22 protein-coding genes and 1 pseudogene are annotated in these 23,909 nt (G+C 71.7%); 16 read left to right on the top strand and 7 right to left on the bottom strand.

Translation table 11 applies throughout. The features are described 5' to 3' along the window. Positions 1-17 precede the first annotated feature (17 nt). Positions 18-2,429 carry a polysaccharide lyase 8 family protein gene (locus BM076_RS29615; protein WP_093716807.1) on the bottom strand — a complete coding sequence of 804 codons (2,412 nt, stop codon included), beginning with the start codon at positions 2,427-2,429 and terminating at the stop codon, positions 18-20. A 206-nt stretch (positions 2,430-2,635) separates the two neighbouring features. Beyond that, complete coding sequence (locus tag BM076_RS29610) at positions 2,636-3,427, bottom strand: site-specific integrase (RefSeq protein ID WP_245796502.1); 792 nt, start codon at positions 3,425-3,427, stop codon at positions 2,636-2,638. 158 nt (positions 3,428-3,585) lie between these two features. On the opposite strand from BM076_RS29610, the gene BM076_RS29605 reads away from it, so the two are divergent. From BM076_RS29605 to BM076_RS29595, 3 genes are all read left to right on the top strand, one after another. Then, a complete protein-coding gene (locus BM076_RS29605; RefSeq protein WP_093716805.1) occupies positions 3,586-4,836 on the top strand; it encodes an MFS transporter in 1,251 nt (416 codons plus the stop codon). Between the two features lie 119 nt (positions 4,837-4,955). Beyond that, positions 4,956-6,164 (top strand): cation diffusion facilitator family transporter, encoded by a 1,209-nt coding sequence (locus tag BM076_RS29600; RefSeq protein WP_093716847.1) that lies wholly within the window; start codon positions 4,956-4,958, stop codon positions 6,162-6,164. A gap of 131 nt (positions 6,165-6,295) precedes the next feature. Further along, complete coding sequence (locus BM076_RS29595) at positions 6,296-6,715, top strand: DUF779 domain-containing protein (protein WP_093716804.1); 420 nt, start codon at positions 6,296-6,298, stop codon at positions 6,713-6,715. A 105-nt stretch (positions 6,716-6,820) separates the two neighbouring features. Here BM076_RS29595 and BM076_RS29590 read toward each other — a convergent pair whose 3' ends face one another. Continuing rightward, positions 6,821-7,321: a PaaI family thioesterase gene (locus BM076_RS29590; RefSeq protein WP_093716803.1), complete on the bottom strand. Its 501-nt coding sequence runs from the start codon at positions 7,319-7,321 to the stop codon at positions 6,821-6,823. 155 nt (positions 7,322-7,476) lie between these two features. On the opposite strand from BM076_RS29590, the gene BM076_RS29585 reads away from it, so the two are divergent. Continuing rightward, positions 7,477-7,989 carry a winged helix-turn-helix transcriptional regulator gene (locus BM076_RS29585; protein ID WP_093716802.1) on the top strand — a complete coding sequence of 171 codons (513 nt, stop codon included), beginning with the start codon at positions 7,477-7,479 and terminating at the stop codon, positions 7,987-7,989. Between the two features lie 49 nt (positions 7,990-8,038). Then, positions 8,039-8,854: an SAM-dependent methyltransferase gene (locus BM076_RS29580; RefSeq protein WP_093716801.1), complete on the top strand. Its 816-nt coding sequence runs from the start codon at positions 8,039-8,041 to the stop codon at positions 8,852-8,854. Between the two features lie 103 nt (positions 8,855-8,957). On the opposite strand, the gene BM076_RS29575 is transcribed toward BM076_RS29580, so the two are convergent. Together BM076_RS29575 and BM076_RS29570 are read right to left on the bottom strand one after the other, a co-directional pair. Beyond that, complete coding sequence (locus BM076_RS29575; RefSeq protein WP_093716800.1) at positions 8,958-9,860, bottom strand: helix-turn-helix domain-containing protein; 903 nt, start codon at positions 9,858-9,860, stop codon at positions 8,958-8,960. A gap of 185 nt (positions 9,861-10,045) precedes the next feature. Beyond that, positions 10,046-10,282 (bottom strand): DUF397 domain-containing protein, encoded by a 237-nt coding sequence (locus BM076_RS29570; RefSeq protein WP_093716799.1) that lies wholly within the window; start codon positions 10,280-10,282, stop codon positions 10,046-10,048. A gap of 373 nt (positions 10,283-10,655) precedes the next feature. On the opposite strand from BM076_RS29570, the gene BM076_RS29565 reads away from it, so the two are divergent. Beyond that, positions 10,656-12,761 (top strand): elongation factor G, encoded by a 2,106-nt coding sequence (locus BM076_RS29565; RefSeq protein WP_177246675.1) that lies wholly within the window; start codon positions 10,656-10,658, stop codon positions 12,759-12,761. A gap of 10 nt (positions 12,762-12,771) precedes the next feature. Here BM076_RS29565 and BM076_RS37725 read toward each other — a convergent pair. Then, positions 12,772-12,993: pseudogene (locus BM076_RS37725) on the bottom strand (NAD-dependent epimerase/dehydratase family protein); the annotation flags it as partial. Between the two features lie 158 nt (positions 12,994-13,151). On the opposite strand from BM076_RS37725, the gene BM076_RS29555 reads away from it, so the two are divergent. The 4 genes from BM076_RS29555 (at position 13,152) to BM076_RS29540 (ending at position 15,802) form a co-directional block, all read left to right on the top strand. Then, entirely contained in the window at positions 13,152-13,628 is a 477-nt protein-coding gene (locus BM076_RS29555) for an RrF2 family transcriptional regulator (RefSeq protein ID WP_093716797.1), read from the top strand. A gap of 64 nt (positions 13,629-13,692) precedes the next feature. Then, positions 13,693-14,445 carry an LmeA family phospholipid-binding protein gene (locus tag BM076_RS29550; RefSeq protein WP_093716796.1) on the top strand — a complete coding sequence of 251 codons (753 nt, stop codon included), beginning with the start codon at positions 13,693-13,695 and terminating at the stop codon, positions 14,443-14,445. Between the two features lie 98 nt (positions 14,446-14,543). After that, entirely contained in the window at positions 14,544-15,197 is a 654-nt protein-coding gene (locus tag BM076_RS29545; protein ID WP_093716795.1) for a DinB family protein, read from the top strand. A 110-nt stretch (positions 15,198-15,307) separates the two neighbouring features. Then, a complete protein-coding gene (locus BM076_RS29540) occupies positions 15,308-15,802 on the top strand; it encodes a DUF1269 domain-containing protein (RefSeq protein ID WP_093716794.1) in 495 nt (164 codons plus the stop codon). A gap of 154 nt (positions 15,803-15,956) precedes the next feature. Here BM076_RS29540 and ligD read toward each other — a convergent pair whose 3' ends face one another. Further along, complete coding sequence (gene ligD, locus BM076_RS29535) at positions 15,957-16,844, bottom strand: non-homologous end-joining DNA ligase (RefSeq protein ID WP_093716793.1); 888 nt, start codon at positions 16,842-16,844, stop codon at positions 15,957-15,959. Positions 16,845-16,882: 38 nt separating this feature from the next. Here ligD and ku point away from each other — a divergent pair, with 38 nt between their 5' ends. The 6 genes from ku (at position 16,883) to BM076_RS29505 (ending at position 23,794) form a co-directional block, all read left to right on the top strand. Beyond that, positions 16,883-17,929, top strand: coding sequence for a non-homologous end joining protein Ku (ku, locus tag BM076_RS29530; protein WP_093716792.1), 1,047 nt, complete (start codon positions 16,883-16,885; stop codon positions 17,927-17,929). A 117-nt stretch (positions 17,930-18,046) separates the two neighbouring features. Continuing rightward, positions 18,047-19,720, top strand: a complete 1,674-nt coding sequence (locus BM076_RS29525) for a DHA2 family efflux MFS transporter permease subunit (protein WP_218160128.1) — start codon at positions 18,047-18,049, stop codon at positions 19,718-19,720. Beyond that, positions 19,717-20,343, top strand: a complete 627-nt coding sequence (locus tag BM076_RS29520; protein ID WP_093716791.1) for an acyl-CoA-like ligand-binding transcription factor — start codon at positions 19,717-19,719, stop codon at positions 20,341-20,343. Before BM076_RS29525 ends, BM076_RS29520 begins: the two co-directional genes overlap by 4 nt. 461 nt (positions 20,344-20,804) lie before the next feature. After that, positions 20,805-21,851, top strand: coding sequence for an amino acid ABC transporter permease (locus tag BM076_RS29515; RefSeq protein WP_093716790.1), 1,047 nt, complete (start codon positions 20,805-20,807; stop codon positions 21,849-21,851). After that, positions 21,848-22,621 carry an amino acid ABC transporter ATP-binding protein gene (locus BM076_RS29510; protein ID WP_093716789.1) on the top strand — a complete coding sequence of 258 codons (774 nt, stop codon included), beginning with the start codon at positions 21,848-21,850 and terminating at the stop codon, positions 22,619-22,621. The genes BM076_RS29515 and BM076_RS29510 overlap by 4 nt, the downstream gene beginning before the upstream one ends. 108 nt (positions 22,622-22,729) lie before the next feature. Beyond that, positions 22,730-23,794 (top strand): transporter substrate-binding domain-containing protein, encoded by a 1,065-nt coding sequence (locus BM076_RS29505; RefSeq protein ID WP_093716788.1) that lies wholly within the window; start codon positions 22,730-22,732, stop codon positions 23,792-23,794. Positions 23,795-23,909 lie beyond the last annotated feature (115 nt).

Raw genomic sequence — 23,909 nt, 5'->3', positions numbered from 1 at the left:
TCTGCGGATGGTGCGGGCTATACGGTGAACCGCGCGACGAAGGTCCTGCCCGCCGCTCCCCCGACGGCCACCGCGAGCTTGACGTTCGGCGAGGTCGCCAGGACGGTGACGCCGGGGTCGGTGGAGGTCACGGCCGACACGGCGCCGTCCACGGTCACGGTGACGGTCCCGGTGAGCTGCCGGGTCGGGTCGCTGACGGCGACACTGAGCCTGCCGTCCTTGCGCGCGGTGACGACGGAGGCGGTCCTGTCCACCTGGATCCCGGCGGCCTTGGGCGCGCCGGCCTGCCAGACGTTGGCCATGGCGACACCGGAGTCGGCGCGGCGTACGGCCTGCACCTGGGCGGTGTTCGCGGCGACGGTGACGTCGTTGGCGGCGGCGAACGCCTCGGTCTGGGCGGAGGTCGCGGCGGGCAGCTGGTAGTAGCGGTAGCTGCCGGCGGTGGGGCTGACGCCGTGGTCCACCCACATGGTGATGAAGCGGCGGGTATACGCGGCGGTGTCGTCGTACACGCCGCGGTGGTCCATGTCGGTCCATTTGCCGGTGCGGTCCTCGCGGACCATCGTGACGTGGCCGCCGACCGGGAAGACATAGCCGCCGAGGTTGTCCACGAAGACCCAGCGCGGCTGGAGGACGGTCGGGGTGCTGCTCGGGGTGGCCAGGACCACGGAGCCGTCGGCGTGGATGTTGGCGCGTCCGTTCGGCCCGATGTTGCGGTTCTCGATGACCGATTCGACGGTGTGGCCGTCGGTGCTGCTGATCCCGGCGCCGAGGCAGATCACCACGTCCTCGATGCAGAACCACGACTTGCGGCCGGTGAGCGTCTGGACGTTGAAGGCGAGACCCATGCCGGCGGCGACATTGCCGTCGAGCAGGGCGCCGCCGGTCCAGGTGTTGGCGGAGCCGCGGTTGGCGCCGAGCGCCAGGGTCTTGGTGTCGAGGGTGACGCCGGGCAGCCGGTATTTGTTCGCGGTGGGCCAGTATTCGTTGACCCAGTGCCCGGGCTGGGTCGGCAGGTAGAGGTAGGTGGCGCCCTCTCCGGTGTACCAGCCCTGGAGATTCTCCTTGTTGGCGCTCTCGTACGGCTTGATGTGCGTGCCGTCCATGGCGATGGCGAAGGCGAAGGCCGGCCGCCGGTGCACGACGCGCGCCATCGAGGTCGCGACGACGGAGGCGGTGGACTCGGCGGCGGTGGGGATCGCGCTGTCGGCGACGACGGCCCGGCCGAGCGCGATGGAGGAGATCCGCACCTGTTCCAGCGGCACCGAGTCGTAGGTGAAGAAGTCCTGGTAGGTGTCCGCGGCGATCCAGCCCTTGGCCTGCGAGCGCAGGGTCAGCGCCTGGGCCGCCGGGAAGACCCGGGCGAGCTGGAGCAGGGTCGCGGTGGTCAGCCGGCCGATGCGGTGGTCGTTCTCGTAGAAGCGGGAAAGTGCGCGCCCGCGCACCATGTCCATGAAGGCGCCGCGGTAGATCCACGGCCGGTAGTTGGTCTGCGTCCAGGTGTGCACGCGCTCCACCTGGTCGGCGGTGGCGGCCCACGGCGTGCCCTGGACGGCGACCAGCAGATACGTCAGGTACTGCAGCAGCGAGACGCCGTAGGACCCGTTGTACGCGAAGACGCCGTGCTGGATGAAGCCGCCGTCGGGGTAGAAGCCGTCGCCGCTGGTGCTGTACGGGAAGAGCTTGGCGATCGCGGTCATCGCGTTGTCGATCACGGCGCCGTCCTCGCTGAGCGCGCCGCGGACGGTGGTGATGGCGCAGGTCCAGTTGAGGTTGGCGCCGGTGGCGGTCCCGCCGCCCACCCGGCTCGGATCGGGCAGGTAGCGGGCGATCGCGGCCATGGCGGTGGCGATCTCGGCGGCCGTCAGCTTGTCGTACAGCGCGACGCAGATGTCGTTGAGCGCGAGCGGGATGCCGATCTGGAAGTCCCACCAGTTGTCGTAGCTCGCGCCGACCCCGTACTTGTGGGCGAGGAACCAGTCGAGCGCGGACCTGAGGTCGGCCAGCAGGGCTGTGCTGCCGGACAGCGACGAGCCGGGCGAGGCGTAGGCGAGGGCGAGTTGCCGCAGTCGTCCGACGACGTCGCGCTGGACGGCGGAGACGGTGCTGCTGTCCAGGTCCTGCCACAGGTAGGTCCGGGAGTTGGCGGTGTTCAGCGTCGACCACAGGCCGTGCGCGGTGTCGGCGGACGCCTGGGCGTAGCGGGCGATCACCTGGTCGGAGGTGTCGTACGCGCCGATCAGCGTGCCGCGCCACTGGTCGCGGACCGTGGCGTAGTCGGATGCCGTCGCCGCGGCGGCGCGGCCCGGGGAGCCGGCGGCCGAGCCGAGGAACCACGCCGGGGCCAGCATCGCGCCCGCCACCAGGGTCGAACGGCGGGTGATGCCACGGGGCGTGCGGTCGGCGGAGGCAGCGGAGTCAGCGGACATGAAGGAGCCCTCACGGTAGGGAAGGGGGAGCGCGGCCGGGCGCTGGGCCAGGTCGGGCGTATCCGGCGGCGTGAGGGATCGTGGCTCCGTGTGTGACGGAAGTCAAGAGATAATACGTATTAGGGCGCCTTCCGCGGAAACCGTACGGCGGTGCGGCCGGGGGGCGTCGGCGCAGCGCGCGCAGGTCGGCTCCGTCCGGGCACCCGTCAGCCCTGGAGTTGCCGAAGTGTCCAGCCGCGGCCCGCGGGGTCCAGCGGGCGGGTGGCGGCGGTGAAGATCTCGGCGGCCCGGCGGTAGGAGAGCCGGGCCCGGCCGGTGTACGGGCAGCGGTCCGCCGCCGGTGTGCCGGCCGGTGCGCGGCGGTCGGTCAGGAACAGCGGGCCCGCGGCCCGGCCGACGACCAGCATCGGCAGCAGCCCCGCGGTGCCGCCGCGCCACCGCACGGACGGCGCATCGGCGCCGGCGGACCGGGACCGGCGGCGGGGCAGGTCGAGGCGGTCGGTGTCGAGCGCGAGCAGCCGCTCGACGGACGCGCCGCTCTCGTGCACCAGGTGCCAGAAGACCTTGTCCCGCAGCGGCGCGTCCAGGGCGAGGACCGCGCGGACCTCGTCCGCGCCGAGCCGGGCGGCGGAGGCCGGCACGCGCCGCGGGCGCAGCCCCGTGGTGGGGTCGGTGTCCAGCCAGCCCTCGCCGGTCCACCAGGCCACCGCGCCGCGCAGGATGGACAGTTCACGGTTGGCGGTGCGCGGGCCGACGGCGGCGGCGCGCGTGGCGAAGGCCGCCGCGACGGCGGCCCCGGCCCCGGGAGCGCACAGCAGGGCCAGCGGGACGACGGGCGGGGCGGCACTGCGCCGTGCGGGACCCGCCGGGGGTTCCCGGTCCACCAGCAGCCACGCCCAGGTCGTCAGCGCGATCCGGTACACCCGGCGCGAATTGTCGCCGATATCGGCGGCCGACAGGAACCGGTCGACGGCGACCGCGTATTCGACGGGAATCACCACCGCAGTAAACAGTCGTGCGGGAAAGGACGTCAAGGGCACCTTCACCGCAGTAAAGAGGCCGTTTACTGCGGTAGTTTCGGAGATCCAAAAACTTGAGCGTGAAATACTCAACTCTCCCTTGTGGAAAGGCAGCGGAAGACGGCACCCTGCCGGTCATGAAGCAGATTCCGGGCGGACCCGATTTCCGCCGATTCTTCGTCGGGCACGCGGCCTCACTGCTGGGTTCCTCGATGGCGCCGCTCGCACTCGCCTTCTCCGTGCTCGGCACCGGCGCGGGGAGTTCGGGGCTCGGTCTGGTGATGGCGGCCAGGATCGTGCCGATCGTGCTGATGCTGCTGCTCGGCGGTGTCTTCGCGGACCGGCTGGGCGGGCGCAGGGTGATGCTCGCCAGCGACGCGGGACGCTGTGTGGTCCAAGGCGTCCTCGCCGTGGTGCTGCTGGGCAGGCCCGCGCTGTGGGAACTGGTGGTGCTGGTCGCCGCCTGGGGCGTCGGCGAGGCGGTCTTCAGCCCGTCCCGGGACGCGCTCGTACCGGCCCTCACCGAGGGCGGCGCGCTCGCCGGTGCCAACTCCCTGCTGAGCGTGGCTACTTCGGCCGCCTCGGTGGCCGGTCCCGCACTGGCCGGACTGCTCGTGGCGACGACGGGACCCGCGACCGTCATCGTGGTGGACGCCGCGACCTACGCCGTCAGCTTCCTCGCCCTGCTCGGCCTGCGCCTGCCGGCCCCGCCGGCGGGCGCCGCGCGGACCATCGCGGCCGATCTGCGCGACGGCTGGTCGGAATTCCGTTCCCGCACCTGGGTCTGGGTCACCTCGGCGCAGATGGGCCTGTTCAATCTGCTGGTCTGGGCTCCGTTCCTGGTGCTGGGCCCCGTGGTCGCGCGGCAGCGGCTGGGCGGCGCGGGGAGTTGGGGCGCGGTGATGGCCGTGTACGGGACCGGCGCGGTGGTCAGCGGTCTGCTCATGCTGGGGCGGAGGCCGCGCCGGCCGGTGCTGGTCGCGACCGCGGCCACCGCGGGCTGGGCCCTGCCCTCCGCGGCGCTGGCCGCCGACCGGTCCGTGCCGTGGATCTGTGCGGCGGCCCTGGTGGCGGGCGCGGGGTCGACCGTGAGCATGGTGCTGTGGACGACCGCGACGCAGCGCGCGGTGCCGCCCGAGGCGCTCGCCCGGGTGTCGGCGTACAGCACGCTCGGCGCCTTCGCCTTCGGGCCGCTCGGTCTTGCCGCCGCGGGGCCGCTCGCCTCGGCCGTCGGGACCAGGACGGTCCTGGGGTTCGGCGCGCTCTGGCAGGCGGCGTCGGTCGCGGTGGTCCTCGCCGTGCCCGCCATCCGGAACGTACGGCAGCCGGCCGGGGCGCCCGCTCCCGGCGGGCTTGCCGCCGACGTCACCGAGCGCGCCGCTCCGTGACCGGCGACGCGTCCGCCCGATCACCGGCGGCACAAGGGCAGTTGCGAGCATGTCGCACCTGGTCAGCGCCGGTATCTCGACAGTGGCCGCAATCGACTCGATGTGTCACCGTGTCCGGCATGGCGGGGACCGAGCACACGCACAGCGGCGGCCACGGGCACGACCGTACGCCGCCGCACACCCACGAACAGCGGCCCGGCCACGGGCATGAGCACGGGCACGGGCACCACGGCGACCGTCCCGGCGCCGCTCGCGACCACGTCCATGGTCATGGACACAGCCATGACCATGGCCACGGTCACAACCACGAGCCGCACGCCCACGACCCCGGCGTACGGTCCCGGCTGCGGCACCGTCTCGGTCATCTGCTGCGGCCGCACTCCCACGAGGCCGCCGACAGCGTGGACGCGGCGCTGGAGTCGTCGGCGCGCGGGATGCGGGCGCTGTGGGTGTCGCTGGCGGTGCTGGGCGCGACGGCGGTCGCGCAGGCGCTGATCGTGGCTGTGTCCGGTTCCGTGGCCCTGCTCGGCGACACCGTGCACAATGCGGCGGACGCCCTGACGGCGGTGCCGCTTGGCGTCGCCTTCGTCCTCGGCCGGCGGGCCGCCAACCGCCGCTACACCTACGGATACGGCCGCGCCGAGGACCTCGCCGGGGTCGCCGTGCTGCTGGCCATCAGCGCGTCGAGCGTCTTCGCGGCCTGGACGGCGGTGGACCGGCTGTTCGACCCGCGTCCCGTCGGCCATCTGTGGGCGGTCGCCTGCGCGGCGCTCGCCGGCTGCGCGGGCAACGAATGGGTGGCCCGTTACCGCATCCGCGTCGGCCGCGACATCGGGTCCGCGGCGCTCGTCGCCGACGGACTGCACGCCCGTACCGACGGTCTGGCCTCGCTCGCGGTCCTGCTCGGCGCCGCCGGTGCGGGCCTGGGGTGGCGGTACGCGGACCCCGTCGTCGGGCTGCTGATCACGGCGGCCATCCTGGTGGTGCTGCGGGACGCCGCGCGCGGGGTGTTCCGGCGGCTGATGGACGCCGTCGATCCCGATCTGGTCGACGCGGCGGAGCGGGCGCTGGGCGCCGTGCCGGGTGTGGCGGGGGTCGGGCCGGTGCGGATGCGCTGGATCGGGCACGCGCTGCGGGCCGAGGCCGCCGTCGTGGTGGCGCCCGAGCTGACCGTGGTCGCGGCGCACGCCGTCGCGGTGCGCGCGGAACACGCCCTGATGCACGCGGTGCCGCGGCTGCGGGCCGCGACCGTGCACATCGACCATGCCGCACCGGAGGCCGGCGCGCCCGACCCGCACGCGCCGCTCGCCCACCACCGGGCCGCCTGACCGGCCGGCCACGCACCCACGGCGCTCCCGGCACTCCCCCGCCCCGGGCCGTCCCTGGACGAAAGCCCGCGTACGAGAGACGCTGGTAACCGCGCCGACGCGACCGGCCGCCGGCGGGATGGGAGCCTGCGATGGACACCGCATCGACCGAAGTGCCCGTCGGACGTGTCGAGCTGACCCCCGCGGCGGAGGCGATGGTCGACCAACTGGCCCGGCGGCACGGTCCCCTGATGTTCCATCAGTCGGGCGGCTGCTGCGACGGCAGCTCACCGATGTGCTATCCGCGCGGCGAATTCCGGGTCGGCGGCGCCGATGTGCTGCTCGGCCGGGTGGCCGGTGACACCCCGTTCTGGATGAGCGCGAGCCAGTACGCGTACTGGAGCCACACCCATCTCACGGTCGATGTGGTGCCCGGCCGCGGCAGCGGTTTCTCGCTGGAGGCCCCGGAGGGTGTCCGCTTCCTGCTGCGCTCACGGCTGATGACGGACGAGGAGGTGGAGCGGATGGAGGCCGAGCCGCCGCTGCCCACCGGGAACACCGTCGACGGCTGACGGGACCGGCCAACGGGACGCCCAGGCCAACGGGCTTACGGCGCGGGCCCGTTCTCCATGACGGCTCCGTGAAGGCTGCATGGCGGCCGGGCAACCCCGATGGCCTCAGGCCGACGCCGCTGGCGCCTGGAAGATCAGGCAGGAACTCGTCGCGTGCGCCAGCAGCCGGTCCTCCGCGTCGTACAGCCGCGCCTCGGCCAGTGCCGTGCGCCGGCCGCGGTTGAGGACCGCGCCCACCGCGCGGATCTTCCCCGTCTCCACCGTCACCGGGCGGAGGAATTTGATCGCCAGGTCGAGCGAGGTGTATCCGGTGCCCGCTTCCAGCGTGGAGTGCACGGCGCAGCCCGCCGCCGAGTCCAGCAGCGTGGAGATCACTCCCCCGTGCACGGTGCCGATCGGGTTGTAGTGGTCCTCGCCGGGTTCGAGCGCGAAGACCGCGCGGCCGGGCCCGACCTCTTCCAGCGTGCCGTCGACCAGCTTCATGATCGGCGGGGCGGGGTACGTCCCGTCGAGGCAGGCGCGCAGGAAGTCGAGCCCCGCCATCGTCCGCCCGGCCGCGGCCAGGGCCGCCGGATCCTCCCAGGTGAACGTCCGCGACCTGCCCATGTCCCGCACCTCTCGGTCCCGTCCCGCATGCTCTGACTTCTCCAGCCGAAGCTAGAGGTCCGTGCGGCTGGCTGTCAACAACGAAGCCAGCTGGTTAGGCTGGCTCCGTGACTGATCCCGCGACTGATCCCGCGACTGATCCCGAGACTGCCTCCGTGAAGTGGCTCGATGTCGACACCGAGAACTGTTCCGTCCGGCGGACGCTCGATCTGATCGGCGACCGCTGGTCACTGCTGGTGCTGCGCGACGCGATGAACGGCGTGCGGCGCTTCGACGCCTTCCGCCGGCACATGGGCCTGTCGGAGGCCGTGCTCGCCGACCGGCTGCGCAAACTGGTGGCCGCCGGCGTACTGGAGACCCGGCCGTACCGCGAGCCCGGCGCGCGCACCCGGTCCGAGTACCGGCTGACCGCCAAGGGCTGGGATCTGTGGCCCGCGATGATCGCGCTGATGCAGTGGGGCGACAAGTACACCGCCGACCCGGAGGGTCCGGTGCTCGAGGTCCGGCACACCGGCTGCGACGCCGAGGTACGCGCGGTGGTCGAGTGCCCGGCCGATCACGCGCCCCTCACGCCACGGGAGGTGACGGTCCGTCCGGGACCGTCGGCGCATCCGGTGCGGAGGAACGCCCCGCACTCTCGACCGGACGATCACGCCTCCCTAGGATAGGGATGTCAACAGCGCATTTTCGGATCAACGAACCACCGTGAGGGGCCCGATGGAGCACCGGGACGCACCGCTTTCCGACAAGATAGATGTGACGGTGCCCGCCGTGGCCCGTATGTACGACTACTTGCTGGACGGGAAGGACAACTACCCGGCCGACCGCGAGGCCACCGAGCAATTACTGCTCCAGGTCCCCAGCATGAAGGTCCTCGCCCTGAACAACCGTCAGTTCCTGCGCCGGGTGGTGCGCAGGCTCGCGGAGGACTACGGCATCCGGCAGTTCGTCGACCACGGGTCCGGTCTGCCGACGCAGGACAATGTGCACGAGATCGTGCAGCGGATCGACCCCGACGCCCGTGTGGTGTACGTCGACAACGACCCGATCGTGCTGGCCCACGGCCGCGCGCTGCTGGAGCAGAACGAGAACACCGCCGTGATCCAGGCGGACTTCCGCGACACCGAGAGCATCTGGGGCCACCGCGAGGTGGCGCGACTGATCAACCTCGACGAACCGGTCGCCGCGCTGTTCGTGTCGGTGCTGCACTGCATCCGTGACAAGGACGACCCGGCCGGTGTCGTGCGCCGCGTGGCCGAAAAGCTGCCCCCGGGAAGCTTCCTGGTGGTCTGTCAGCTCGTCAGCGACGACGCCGAGACCCGCCGCTTCGTCACCGAGTTCATGGACCAGTCCACCGGCGGCAACTGGGGCGAGGTGCGTCGCCCCAGCGACCTGGCGGGCTTCCTCGACGGCTACGAGATCATCGAGCCGGGCCTGGTGGAGGTCTCCACCTGGCAGCCGGACAACGACCTCGACCCCAAGCAGCCCAGCAAGGAATGGATCGAGTTCGGCGGCGTGGCCCGCATAAAGTAACGCCCACAACGACGCGACGTCCCGCTCACCGGCCGCGGTGAGCGGGACGTTCGATGTCCGGGCCTGTGACCCGCGGCCGCGCGTGGCGCGGGGAGTGCGTGTCCTACGTGTAGCGCTTCAGCGCCTCGTCGATCATCACGCGGCTCTCGATCGGTGTCGCCGCCAGGGCGCTCAGTTCGTCGAGGGCGGCGCGGTACTTGTCCAGCTCCTCCAGCCGGTCCAGGTACATCGCGCTCGTCATGTGCTCCAGATAGACCACGTCGGGCAGGAAGCCCTGGGCGAACCGCAGATAGGTGACGGCGGAGCCGGGAGTCGCGGCGGCGCTGGCGTCCCAGGACGCGATCTGCAGCCGGACGCCGGGCTGGCGCAGCACTATCAGCAGGTACTCCAGCTGCTCGCGCATCACCGCGGGTCCGCCGACCGGGCGGTGCAGCACGCCTTCGTCGATCAGCGCCCACAGCACGGGCGCGCCCGGCTCGGCCATCCTGCGCTGGCGTTCCAGCCGCAGCTCGACGCGGCGCTCGATCTCCTCGGGCGAGGCCAGCCGGTGACCGCTGCGCACGACGGCCTGCGCGTACGAAGGTGTCTGGAGCAGTCCGGGCACGAACTGGTTCTCGTACGTACGGATCACATGGGCGTCGCGCTCAAGACCGATCAGGCCCTGCAGCCAGTCGGGCACCACCTCGCCGTACGGCTGCCACCATTCGGGCTTGGCCGAGCGCTGCACCAGGAAGGCGATCTCCGCGCGTTCCTGGTCCGAGACGCCGTACAGCGACAGCAGATCGTCGACGTCCCGCAGCTTGAGGGAGACATGCGCCGTCTCCATGCGGCTGATCTTCGAGGCGTGGCCCCGGATGTGCTCGCCGGCCTTCGTCGGCGTGATGCCGGCGGCCTCGCGCAGGGCACGCAGATAGTTGCCGAGCACCCGCGCCAACGCCTTGGCGCCCATGTCCGGGCGGCGCTCCAGCAGTTGCAGCGGTGATACGAGTTGCGGCTGAGCGGACATGCGGGCTCCCGATAGAAACTGGACGCACGTCAGTATTGCACTGTGAAGCCCGCTGCCGCTCCCCTACCGGACTTGCCAATTCCCCGGTTTTCCGTCGGAGTTCATCCGTCGCCGGTGCACGGGCGGCGCCGATTTCCGGCGCCGCTCCGGCGCGTCACCGCTCCGGGACGGATCCCGGGCGGTCGTCAGGCGGTCAGGAAGTCGAAGTCGCCGTCCTTGGCGCCGCCGATGAAGGCGACGATCTCGTCGCGCGTGTAGACCAGCGCCGGGCCCTGCGGGTCGCGGGAGTTGCGGATCGCAACGCCGCCATCAGGCAGTTTGGCGGTCTCGACGCAGTTGCCGCTCTGGTTGCTGCGCCGGCTCTTGACCCACTCGACGCCGGAAATCTCGTCGGCCCGCACTCCGTTGTCGAACTGCTGCACCTGGCACCACTCCTCTGTGAGTTGCCGTACTCGTCGCTCGCGGTCACAGCATGCCCGCGATCGCAAGTGCGGATGCAATTCCAGATGCAATTGCACCCGAAGTCGTCTCCTTGATGATACTGACAACGCCCGTGCGATCCAGACGCTTGAGCACCATCAGTCCGTGAAGAATCTGCGAGGACGCGACATCCGCGCGTCACGGACAGCCGCGTACGCGGACAAAACCGGTTGTCCCGCTCCGGGCGTCCCTGCTCTACTCCCGGGGTCGGCCGATGGACCCATCGGCCGCTGTCGACCCAGGAGATGATCATGCGCCGAGCTTTCGTGCCCTTCTCGACGGAACTTCCCACCGATCTTGAGGACATGAAGCATCGTGCGTACGCTGAACCTGGGCATCCTGGCGCATATCGACGCCGGTAAGACCAGCCTGACCGAGCGGCTGCTGTACGCCGCCGGTGTCATCGACGAGGTCGGCAGTGTCGATGACGGCAGCACCCGGACCGACACGCTGGCGCTGGAGCGGCGCCGCGGTATCACCATCAAGTCGGCCGTCGTCTCCTTCGCGGTCGGCGACGTCACCGTCAATCTCATCGACACCCCCGGCCACCCGGACTTCATCGCCGAGGTGGAACGGGTGCTGAGCGTGCTCGACGGCGCGGTGCTCGTGGTCTCCGCCGTGGAGGGCGTGCAGGCACAGACCCGGGTGCTGATGCGGACGCTGCGCCGGCTGGGCATCCCGGTGCTGATCTTCGTCAACAAGATCGACCGCCGTGGCGCCGACGCCGACGCGGTGCTCGCGGCCGTCCGGGCCAGGCTGGCGCCGGCCGCCGTGGCGATGGGCGCGGTCGACGGCATCGGCACCCGCGACGCCCGCCCCGTCCCGTACACCGCCGCGGACCCGGAGTTCGTCGCCGGTCTCGCCGATCTGCTCGCCGAGCACGACGACGCCTTCCTCGCCGACCGGGTGGACCGGCTCGACCACGCCTCGGACGTGCCCTACGAGCGGGTGCGCGCCGAGTTGGCGGCGCAGACCGCGCGCGGGCGGGCCCATCCGGTCTTCTTCGGCTCCGCGATCACCGGCGCCGGTGTCGAAGCCCTGACGGCCGGGCTGACCGAACTGCTGCCCGCGACGGCGGGCGACGACCGAGGGCCTGTCTCCGGCACCGTGTTCAAGATCGAGCGCGGCCAGGCCGGCGAGAGGACCGCGTATGTCCGGATGTTCTCCGGGACGGTCCGGGTACGGGACCGGCTGCGCTTCGGCCGCGTGACCGGTGGCGGCCGGAGTGGGATCCCGGGCGACGGGCCGGGCGACGCCGCCGCGGTCCGCGAGGGCAAGGTCACCGGGATCAGCGTGTTCGAGGACGGGGCGGCCGCGCCCGCTCCCGCCGTGCCGGCCGGACGGATCGGGCTGCTGCGCGGCCTGGCCGACATCCGTGTCGGCGACCGCGTCGGTGATCCGGACCTGTGGGCCGCCGACGGCCGCCACTTCGCGCCGCCGTCGCTGGAGACGGTGGTGGTGCCCCGCCGCCCGGGCGACAAGGGCTCGTTGCACGTGGCGCTCGGCCAACTCGCCGAGCAGGACCCGCTGATCCACCTGCGGCTGGACGAACTGCGGCAGGAGATCTCGGTCTCCCTCTACGGCGAGGTGCAGAAGGAGGTCGTCCAGGCCACGCTCGCCGACGAGTTCGGGATCGACGTCACCTTCCGCGAGACCACGACCATCCATATCGAGCGGGTGACCGGCAGGGGCGAGGCCGTGGAAGTCATCAAGAAGGACGCCAATCCGTTCCTGGCCACGGTCGGGCTGCGGATCGAGCCCGCGCCGCCCGGCGCGGGCGTCGACTTCCGGCTCGGCGTCGAACTCGGCTCCATGCCGTACGCGTTCATCAAGGCCGTCGAGGACACCGTGCGCGCGACGCTGCGGCAAGGGCTGCGCGGCTGGGCGGTGATCGACTGCGTGGTGACGATGACGCACTCCGGCTACTGGGCCCGGCAGAGCCACGCGCACGCCGTGTTCGACAAGAGCATGTCCAGCACATCGGGCGACTTCCGCAATCTGACGCCGCTGGTGCTGATGGACGCGCTGCGGCGGGCCGGAACGCAGGTGCACGAACCGATGCACCTGTTCCGGCTCGACGTCCCGGCCGACACCTTCGGTGCGCTGCTGCCCGTACTGACCGGCCTGCGGGCCGTACCCCGGGCGCCCCGGCCGCAGGGCGACTCGTACGTCCTGGAAGGCACGGTCCCGGCGGCGCGGGTGCACGAACTGGAGCAGGCGCTGCCGACCCTGACCCATGGCGAAGGAGTGCTGGAGAGCGCCTTCGACCACTACGAGCCGGTCGTCGGCCCGGCGCCGGAACGACCTCGGACCGACCACAATCCGCTCAGCCGCAAGGACTATCTGCTCCAGGTGCAGCGCCGGGTCGGCACGGAGGCGGCTTCCGCGGGTCAGCCGCGCGCGGCGAGCCAGTCGCGGTAGCGGGTCGCGGCGAGGTGCGGAAGAAGTCCGGGGACGCCTCGTCGAAGGTCGGCGAATTGGTGAGGTTGACGACGACGTCGGCGCCCGCGACCGCCTCCGGCACGCCTTTGCCACTGATCACGTCGACCCCGGTGGACAGCGCGTGCGGGACCGCCTCGTGCCCGGCGGCGTTCAGCCTGCTGACGAGCTGCGAACCGATCAGCCCGGTACCGCCGATGACTGCGACCTTCATGACATGCCTTTCGTCGGGACGTGTGTCCGGTGTCCGGTGCGCGGCGGGCGGGCGGCCCGGGGACAGGCATCCGCCGAACTCGGACATCTCTTGTCCGAGACATTACACGGACAACATTTGTCCGAGTCAAGGAGGCCGATTAGAGTGGCCGGGTGAAAATGTCCGGCGGAGTCGAGTGGGCACTGCACTGCTGCGTGGTGCTGACCTCGGTCGAGGAACCCGTCCCCGCCACCAGGCTGGCCGAGCTGCACGATGTGTCGGCCAGCTATCTGGCCAAGCAGTTGCAGGCGCTGTCCCGGGCCGGCCTGGTGCGGTCCGCGCAGGGCAAGTCGGGTGGCTACGTCCTCACCCGGGAGCCCGCCTCCATCACGGTGCTCGACGTGGTCGAGGCGGTCGACGGACCCGACCCGGCGTTCGTCTGCACCGAGATCCGCCGGCGCGGACCGCTGGGCACCCCGCCGGAGCAGTGCGCCACGCAGTGCCCGATCTCCCGTGCCATGGGCGCCGCCGACCGCGCCTGGCGCGAAGCCCTGCGTGCCGTGACGATCGCCGATCTGATGCGCGATGTCGCCGACGCCTCGGGCCCGACCGCGATGTCCCGGATCAGCACCTGGCTGAGCACACCGGAGGCATGACCCGGGTGCCCGGCCGCCCCCGCACCGCCGTCGACCTCCCGCCCCGGATCGGACCCGCCCTCACGTGAAGCTCCGCCGCAAGCGTTACGTCCTCATCGCCGCCGCCGCGCTGCTGGCCGGCGCCGCCACCACCGTGGACCTCGTCGTCGAGCACGCCGCGCGCAGCCGTATCGCCGCCGCCGTGGCGTGCCGGCTCCAGCCGTCGGGGCGGGTGTCGGCCGACCTGACCAGCGCCTTCGCGGGGCTGCGCGCGGTCACCGGGAATCTCGGCGGCGCGCACATTTCCGCGGCCGGGGTCCGCAGGGACGGCACCGTGGTGGAGGTGGCGGCCGACCTGCGGGATGTCTCGACCGACGGAACGACCGGCGGCGGCACCGCGACCGCCACCATCACCTTCGCCGAGCTGCGCAAGCGGATCGCCGCGCGGGACGACGGCGCCGCCGGCGGCCCGACCGCCGGGCTGCCCGACGGGCTGACCCTGGGCGCCGACCACGGCGCGCTGGTGCTGACGGGCACCGCCGGTCCGCTGCGGCTGCCCGTCACCGTGCACACCCGGGTCACGACCGCCCAGGACAGCGTCACGGTCACACCGACGACCGTCAGCGTCCTCGGCCAGGAGATCGCGGTCGACCGGCTGGCCGCCGTGCCCGGCGGCGGCGATCTCGCCGGCCGGCTCGGACCGCGTACCGTCCCGCTGCCCGAACTGCCGGGCGGCGTACGGCTGTCCGGTGCCCGCGCGGACGACCGGGGCCTGGTGCTCGCGCTCGACATCGCGCGGGGGGCGGCGGGCGCGGACCGGACCGCGGCCTGCACCTGACGCCAAGCCGCCCGCCACCGCCCACCTCCTCCGGCAACCGCCTCCGCCCGCCGCTGACGCACGGGCGCCCCGCCGGGACCCGCGATACGGTGCCTGCCATGCCGGAAGCCGCAGATCATCAGCCCGGGCCGGTCACGGCCGACGACCTCGACCGGTGCGTACAGCTCGCCGTCGCCGTACTGCGGGAGGCACCCGCTTCCGCGTGGGAGGACCGCAGGGCCGGGTCGCTGGAGTGGGACTGCTGGGAGACCGTCGAGCACCTGGCCGACGACCTGTTCGCGTACGCGGCTCAATTGGGCCCGCGCAAGCCGCCGTTGACACGGGAGGTGCCCTTCTCCTGGGGGCCGCGCCGGCCGGGCGGCCCGGCCAACGCCATTCACGCCGACCCGGAGGCCGGCCCCGAGGGACTGCTCCAGGTGCTGGAGGCGACCGGCGCGCTGCTGGTGGCGATGGTGCGGACGGCCGCGCCCGAGGTCCGCGCCCATCACGGCTTCGGGGTGTCGGATCCGGAGGGCTTCGCCGCGATGGGCGTGGTCGAGACGCTGGTCCACACCCATGACCTGGCCGCCGGACTCGGCCTCGGGTGGAATCCGCCGGCCGATGTCTGCGCCCGGGTGCTGGCCCGGCTCTTCCCGCACGTGCCGCTGACCGCGGACCCCTGGTCGACGCTGCTGTGGGCCACCGGCCGGATCGACCTGCCGGACCACCCGCGGGTCACGACCTGGCGGTGGTACGGCGAACCGCGGCCGTAGCCGCAGCCGTCGCCACAACCATTGGGTGGGGCCGCCCGCCGCTCCCGCTGCCCGGACCGGGAAACGGACATATGGTGCGTTCTGATGCTCCGTGTCCCGAGGAGGCCCCGATGTCCGAGCTCATCGTGATCGGTTACGACGACCACGCCGTCGCCGAGAACGCCTATTCCGCCGTACAGACCCTGCAGAACGACTACGTGGTCAATCTGACCGGCCTCGCCATCGTCTCGGTGGACGAGGACGGCAAGACCCACGTCGACACCCCCAGCAAGATCGTCGGCGTGTCCGCCGCGTCCGGCGCGCTGTGGGGCATGGTCTTCGGCATCCTCTTCCTCGTCCCCGGCCTCGGCCTGCTGATGGGCGCCGCGATGGGCGGACTCCTCGGCAAGCTGGGCAAGACCGGGATCGACGACCAGTTCCGCGGTCAGGTGCAGGCGCTGCTCAAGCCGGGCACGACGGCCGTCGTGATCATGGCCACCAAGATCACCGAGGACAAGTTCGCCGACGCCATGCGGCCCTACGGCGGCACCCTGCTGAAGACCTCGCTCTCCGACGAGGACGAGCAGGAGCTGTCCGAGCACCTCGCGGGCGCCGAGCAGAAGTGACCGCGACCGCCGCGCCGTCCGCCGCGGGCCCGCCGGGAACACCTTCCGGCGGGCCCGCGGCGCGCGCGGAGGCCGTAGCGGGCGCGGATCGGCACACGGTCCGTACGGCTGCGGCTGCGACTGCGGCTGGTGCGACTGCGACTGCGGCCCGCGTTCAGCGCGGCAGCAGGGCGGCGCGGACCGGGTCGAGCAGCGGCGCCAGCAGGTCGCCCTCGGTGCTCAGCCGCGGCGGCAGGCTGTCGAGGGTGAAGACCAGCTCCGCCGGGGTGTGCGCGGCGGCGATCTCCGCCCAGGACAGCGGCGCGGAGACGGTGGGCGTGGGACGGGCCCGGACGGTGTACGGCGCGGCCGTGGTCTTCTTCGCCGAATTCTGCGACCAGTCGATGAAGACCCGGCCGGCCCGGTCCGCCCTGGTCATCCGGGAGATCACGAGATCCGGGTGGGCCGCCTCCAGCTCCTGCGCGACGCGTTTGGCGTAGCGCGCGGCCCCCGCGGAGGTCGCCTCGCGCAGCGCCGCGAGCAGGTGCAGGCCCTTGGACCCGCTGGTCTTGGCGCAGACCTCTATACCGTCCCGGGCGAGCCGTTCGCGCAGCAGCAGCGCGACCCGGCAGCAGTCGACCACGGTACGGCCGGGACCCGGGTCGAGGTCGAGCACCAGCCGGTCGGCGACTTGGGGCTCGGCCGACCGCCACTGCGGGGTGTGCAGTTCGACGCAGGCCAGATTGGCGGCCCACATCAGCGTCGGCAGGTCGTCGACCTGGACCTGTTCCATCAGCTCGCCGCTGCTGCGGGCGTGCTCGGCGACCGTCACCCAGGCGGGCGTACCGGCGGGCGGCCGTTTCTGGAAGAAGCGCTGACCGTCCACGCCGTCCGGGGTCCGGACGAAGCTGACGGGCCGGCCGCTGACGTACGGCAGCAGCGCCTCGGCGACGCTCGCGTAGTAGTGCAGCAGCTCGCCCTTGGTGGTGCCGGTCTCCGGCCAGAACACCCGTTCGAGATGACTGACCTTGATCCGACGGCCCTCGACTTCGGTGATCGGCATATCATAAAGGTCCCATAGCCTGACAAAAAGGACTCGCTATGCGCAGTGTCTGGTCGGGGAACCTGGCCTTCGGGCTGGTCTCCATACCCGTGAAGCTCGGTTCCGCCGTCTCCAGTCACAAGATCAGCTTCCGGCAGGTCCACCTCGCCGATCAGGGCAGGGTCCGCTACCAGAAGACCTGCGAGCTGGACGAGGAAGTGCTCACCGCGTCCGACATCGGGCGGGCCTACGAGACGCCCGACGAGCAGCTGGTCGAGATCTCCGACGCCGATCTCCGGTCACTGCCGCTGCCGACCGCCAAGACCATCGAGGTGAGCGGTTTCGTCGACATGGCGTCGGTCGACGGCATGCAGCTCGACACCCCGTACTTCCTGGCCCCCGCCTCGCCCGCCGCCAACAAGCCGTACGTGCTGATGCGGGAGGCGCTGGCACGTGCGGACAAGGCGGCGGTCGGCAAATTCGCGATGCGCAATTCGGAACACCTGGCGCTGATCCGGGCGCACGACGACGTCCTGCTGCTCCAGACGCTGCGCTGGCCCGACGAGTTGAACTCCCCCGCCGAGGCGGCACCCAAGGGCAGCGTGAAGATCAGCGACTCCGAGCTGAAGCTCGCCGACACCCTCATCTCGGCGCTCGGCGAGGCCGATCTGTCCAGCTATCACGACGAGTACGCGCAGGCCGTGGAGGCGCTGGTCACCGCGAAGCTGGAGGGCGGCGAGCTGCCGGCCACCGAGCGGGAGGGCCCGGGCCAGGTCGTCGACCTGATGGCGGCGCTGCGCGCCTCGGTGGAGCAGGCCAAGGGCGAGCGCGGCGAGGACGACGGGCACGCGAGCGTCACCGAGCTGAAGGCGCCGCGCGGCTCCGGGGCCAGGAAGACGGCCGCAGGGAAGAAGGCGGCCGCGAAGAAGGGCACGGCGGCGAAGAAGTCCGCGTCCGGGTCGAAGGCCGGGTCGACGTCGACGTCAGGCTCCGCGAGCGGGTCCAAGAGCGGGGCCGGGGCGCGGAAGACCGCAGGCACCGCGAAGAAGACCGCGGCCAAGGCCCCGGCCAAGAAGACGGCCGCGAGCCGGCGCAAGGCGGGGTGAGCACAGCGGGGTGAGCACGGCGGACACGACTCCGGCGAACTGAAAGTCCGAAGTCGATTGACAGACTGCATTCTTTTGAGAGTTACTGTCGTTATCGACGCCGCTCCGGAGGATGCCATGTCCACGTCGCCGCCCATCGCCATGCCCGCACTCGCCCACTCGCCCCGGCGCTGGTGGGCGCTGGCCGCACTGACCCTGAGCGTGCTGATCATCGGCCTCGACGGGACGATCATCACCGTCGCGCTGCCCACCCTCGCGACCGAACTGGGCGCCGACAGCGCCCAGTTGCAATGGGTCAGCGGCGGCTATCTGCTCGCACTCTCGGTCGCGATGCTGCCGATCGGTCTGCTCGGCGACCGTTACGGACACAAGCGGCTGCTGGTCGGCGGCATCACACTGTTCGGCGCGGCCTCGCTCGCCGGGGCGCTCGCCTCGACCACCGCCCAAGTGATCGCGGTGCGCGCCGTGCTCGGACTGGCCGCCGCCATGATCATGCCGTTGTCGATGGCGATCCTGCCGCGGATCTTCGGCAAGGAGGAACTGCCCAAGGCGATCGCCACCTGGACGGCCGCGACCGCGCTCGGCATGCCCGTGGGACCCGTGGTCGGCGGCTGGCTGCTCAGCCACTTCTGGTGGGGCTCTGTGTTCCTGTTCAACCTTCCGGTGGTCGTCGTGGCGCTGATCGCCGGCGTGTGGCTGCTGCCGTCGGACCGCACCCGGGACGGCCTGGACCGGACGAGCGAGCACCGGACCGCGCCGTTCGACCTGCTCGGCACCGTGCTCAGCGCCCTCGGCATCACCGCGCTGGTCTACGGCACGATCCTGGTACCGGAGGACGGCTGGGGCAGTCCCACCGTGCCGGCCACCATCGTCGGCGGGCTCGTCCTGCTCGCGGTCTTCGTCCGGCACCAGCGCGGCACCGCCCACCCGCTGGTCGACCTGCGGCTCTTCGCCGACCGCCGGTTCCTGTGGGGCACGCTGCTCGCGGTCTTCGTGAACTTCGCGGTGATGGGCATCCTCTTCGTCGTCCCGCAGTATCTGCAGGGCGTCCTCGGCAGTGACGCGCTCGGCACCGGGCTGCGGATCCTGCCGCTGATCGGCGGACTGATGCTTGCCGCGGCGCTCAGCGAGGCGCTGGTACCGAGGTTCGGCGCGCGTACGGTCATCGCGGCCGGCCTCGCGCTGCTGGCCGCCGGGTCGCTGCTTGGCGCCACCTCCGGCAGCGGGGACGGCTACGGATTCGCCGCGCTGTGGCTGTCGTTGACCGGTTTCGGCTTCGGCTCGGCGATGGTGCCCGCGACCAGCCTGGTGATGGGATCGCTGCCCGCCGAACGGTCCGGCCAGGGCACGAGTCTGCTGGAAACGGTGCAGCAGGTGGGCGGCGTCCTGGGGGTGGCCGGGCTCGGCAGCCTGCTCAGCGCCGGATATCTGGCCCGGCTGTCGGTGTCCGGCCTGCCGGACGGTGCCGCCGACGCCGCCCGCGACTCGGTGACCGGCGCCGACGCCGTGGCCGCCCGGCTGCACGACCCGCGGCTGCTGTCCTCGGCGCACGACGCCTTCACGCACGGCATGAGCCTGGTGCTCATCGCCTGCGGCGCGATCTCGCTGGTCGCGGCGGTGCTGGCCGTGCTCTTCCTGCCCGGGGCCGGTACGGCGGAGCTGGGTACGGAAGAGGCCGGTAGGGCGAAAGCCGCACTGAAGGCCGGGGCCGCACGCGAGACGGCGACCGTCACCGACGCGGCCGGAGAGGTGGCCGCACCGGCCCCGGAACACGGACAATCAATGGCATGAGCAGCAAGCAGAGCACGCAGGCGCCGTCCGCCCCCGCGGCGGGCGGCGGCCTGCGTGAGCGCAAGAAGCAGCGGACCCGCCAGACGCTGCGCCGCGAGGCGTACCGGCTCTTCGCCGAGCAAGGGTACGAGGCCACCACCGTGGACCAGATCGCGGAGGCCGCGGAGGTCTCGGCCAGCACCTTCTTCCGCTACTTCCCCACCAAGGAAGCGATCGTGCTGGACGACGAGTACGACCCGATGCTCGTCGAGGCGCTGCGCGCCCGGCCCGCCGACGAGCCGGTCATCGCCTCGATCCGGCACGCCCTCACCGACACCTTCTCCCTGCAACTGGCCGCGGACAAGGACGAGTTGCTGCTCCGGGCCAGGCTCAGTCTCAACGACCCGGTGATCAGGGCCTGTTCGATGGACGACCAGCTCCGCAGCCAGGACACCATCGCGGCGCTCATCGCCGAACGCGCCGGGCTCGACCCGGACGACCTGGACGCGCACGCCGCGGCCGCCGCGATCGTCGCGGTCTTCGCGGCCGTCGTACGGCACTGGGCCGAGCGCGGCGGCGAGGGCGACCTCGCCGCACGGTTCGACCGCCAGCTCGGACTGCTCTCGGCGGGCCTGCGGATCTGACCCGACGCCGTACGGTCGCCGTACGGCACCACGTCCCACCTGGCGGAATTCACAACGCGTTCATTGACTTGGCCCGCGCCGACTGGCTGACTTACGCCCAGGCCGGGCCGCTTCCGGCCCCGTACAGCAGACGCGAGGCCCGGACGGGCGCGAGGACGAGGGTGACCGGAATGCACGCAGCTCCGAGGACGGCCGCATGGCGCCGCCACCTCGTGGACGCCGCGTACCGCAGCCGGCACATTGACCTGCTCCGCGTCAGCAGCGCCCTCTGTCGCCGCTGACCCGCCGCCGGCCCCGGCGTCCCGGCCGGACCCCTTTCCCGACGCGCCGTCATGTCCTGGCGGCGCCGCCTCCGCACCGATGTCTCCCGCACGCCGCCCGCCGGCCCGGGCAGGCCCGCGCACCCCCGTACGCCCCGCTGTGGGCGACCACCGAACCTCGTCCCGCGCTGGAGTTCCCCGATGAGCGAGCCACCCCGCCCAGCCACGCCCCCGGGCGCACCCGACACCGCCGCCACGACGACAGCCACCGCGACCGCAACCGCTGCCGCCATCGTCACGGCCGCCGACGGCGACGGTCTCCGCAAGGCCGCCGCGCCGCGCTCGCAGCGCGTCATCCCGCTGCGGCACCCCTGGCGCTGGGTGCTGACCGCCGTCGCCCTCGTGGTCGTCGCGCAGTTGGCGCACGGCCTGGTCACCAACCCGTTCTTCCAGTGGGACCGTTTCCACTACTGGTTCCTGCGGCCGGTGATCCTCGACGGGCTGCTGGTCACGCTCGAAGTCGCCGCGTGGAGCGCGCTGTTCGGGCTGCTCGGCGGCATCGTGCTCGCCCTGTGCCGGCTGTCCAGGAGCCCGGTGCTGCGCTGGGTGAGCTGGATCTACATCTGGCTCTTCCGCTCGGTGCCGCTGATCGTCGTGCTGCTCTTCCTGTTCAACTTCTCGGCGCTGTACGCCACTTTGAGTCTCGGCGTGCCCTTCGGTCCCGGCTTCGTGCACTTCGACGAGTCCCGGCTGGCCACCGACATGGTGGTCGCGGTGGTCGGCCTCAGCCTCAACGAGGCCGCGTACGCCGCCGAGGTGGTGCGCGCCGGGGTGCTCTCGGTCGACCAGGGCCAGCACGAGGCCGCCGCGGCGCTCGGCCTGCCGCGCGGCTACCAGTTCACCCGGATCGTCCTCCCGCAGGCACTGCGCGCGATCGTGCCGTCCTACGTCAACCAGTTGATCGGGCTGATCAAGAGCACATCGCTGGTCTTCTACGTCTCGCTGCTCGACCTGTTCGGCAAGGTGGAGAGCATGGCGAGCACGTATCCGGGCGACGTCGTACCGCTGCTGCTGGTCGCCACGGTCTGGTACGTGATCCTCACCAGTGTCGTGTCGGTCGTGCAGTTCTACGTCGAGCGGTACTACTCGCGCGGCGCGCTGCGGACCGTACCGCCCACGCCCTTGCAACGGCTGCGGGCGGCCGTACGCGATCTGCGGGCGCGCGCCGAGATCGGACCGGCCGCATGAGCGCCGCCCGCCCCGCCGCCGTCACCGTCCACGACGCGCACAAGTGGTACGGCGCCCATCAGGTGCTCGCCGGGATCGAGCTGACCGTGCAGCCGGGACAGGTCACCGTGATCATCGGCCCCTCGGGCTCCGGCAAGTCCACGCTGCTGCGGGCCGTCAACCACCTGGAGAAGCTGGACATCGGCCACGTCACCGTCAACGGCGAGCCGATCGGGGTGCGGCACCACCGCGGCCGGCTCAAGGAGATCAGCGAGCGGGCGATCCTCGCCCAGCGGCGCGGCATCGGCTTCGTCTTCCAGGGCTTCCACCTCTTCCCGCACCTCACCGTCCTGGAGAATGTCGCGGCCGCGCCCGCGGCGGCGAAGCGCAAATCCAGGGCGGAGGCGGCGGAGTTGGCCCGTACGCTGCTCGGCCGGGTCGGGCTCGCCGACAAGGTGGACGCCTATCCGCGGCAGCTGTCCGGCGGCCAGCAGCAGCGGGTGGCCATCGCCCGCGCGCTGGCCCTGGAGCCCGGCGTCATCCTCTTCGACGAGCCGACCTCGGCGCTCGACCCGGAACTCGTCGGCGAGGTGCTCTCCGTCATCAAGGACCTGGCCACCGGCGGCACCACGCTGATCGTGGTCACCCACGAGATCGGTTTCGCCCGCGAGATCGCCGACACCGTCGTCTTCCTCGACGGCGGCCGGATCGTCGAGCAGGGCCCGCCGGACCGGGTGCTCGACCGGCCCGAGCATCCCAGGACCCGCGAATTCCTCAGCAAGGTCCTCTGAGCTCCCGTTTCTCCCCCTCTTCTCCCCGACTTCACTCCCTTGTCCTGTCCGACGGCCGGCCACCGGCCGTCGACCGCCACCGTCGGCACACCGTCAGCGAGGTCCACCATGCCCGACAGCCGCTCCCCGCACGTCTCCTCCGTACGCGCCCGCTCCGTACTGACCCGCCGCGGCCTCGCCGCGGGCGTCGCCGCCGCGGTGCTCTCCCTCGGTCTCGGCGCCTGCGGCTCCGACAGCGACAGTGCCTCGACCGACGCGGCGCCGGCCGCCGCCAAGGCCAAGGACACCGTCGTCATCGGCGCCCAGTCCAACGGCGCCGCCAAGGAGACCACCCTCACCGTCCCCGAGGTCGCCGCCATCCGGGCCGAACTCCCGAAATCACTGGTCGACAGCAGACAGCTCGTCATCGGTCTCGGCTTCCTGCCCGCCGGCTCCCCGCCGATCGGCTACATCGGCGCCGACCAGAAGACCATCACCGGTTCCGAGCCCGACCTCGGCCGGCTGATCGCGGCCGTCTTCGGCCTCAAGCCCGTGCTGTCCAACGCCACTTGGGACAATCTCTTCGTCGGCATCGACAGCGGCAGGACGAATGTCGGCTTCTCCAACATCACCGACACCGAACAGCGCAAGGAGAAGTACGACTTCGCCGGCTACCGGCAGGACAACCTCGGCTTCGAGGTGAAGAAGAACGACACCTGGACCTTCGACGGCACGGCCGCGAGCCTGGCGGGCAAGACGGTGGCGGTCGGCGCGGGCACCAATCAGGAGAAGATCCTGCTGAAGTGGCAGAGCGACCTCAAGGCGCAGGGCAAGAAGCTCACGGTCAAGTATTTCCAGGAGTCCAACAGCACGTATCTGGCGCTCAATTCGGGCCGGATCGACGCCTATTTCGCACCCAACCCGAGCGTCGCCTACCACGTGACGCAGACGGCGAACACCCCGAACGCCACCCGCAGCGCGGGCACCTTCTCCGGGGCCGGGGCGTCCTTGCAGGGCCTGATCTGCGCGACGGTGAAGAAGGACAGCGGGCTCGCCAAGCCGCTGGCGGACGCGATCAATTACCTGATCAAGAACGGTCAGTACGCCAAGTGGCTCGCCGCGTGGAATCTGTCCAACGAGGCGCTGCCCTCCTCGCAGGTCAATCCGCCCGGTCTGCCGCTGACCAACTCCTGATCCCTCCTGATCCGGTCATCGACCCGTCCGCGGCACGGCACCCCGAGGCTTCGTGATCGGCCGAGTGGGGCCTTTCACCCTCCTCGCGGGATTTTCCGGGCCCGGATCGAGGTTC

It is taken from the genome of Actinacidiphila alni, assembly GCF_900112845.1.
In the GTDB taxonomy this organism is placed as follows: Bacteria; Actinomycetota; Actinomycetes; order Streptomycetales; family Streptomycetaceae; genus Actinacidiphila; species Actinacidiphila alni.
This window is presented reverse-complemented; position numbering and strand designations above follow the sequence as displayed.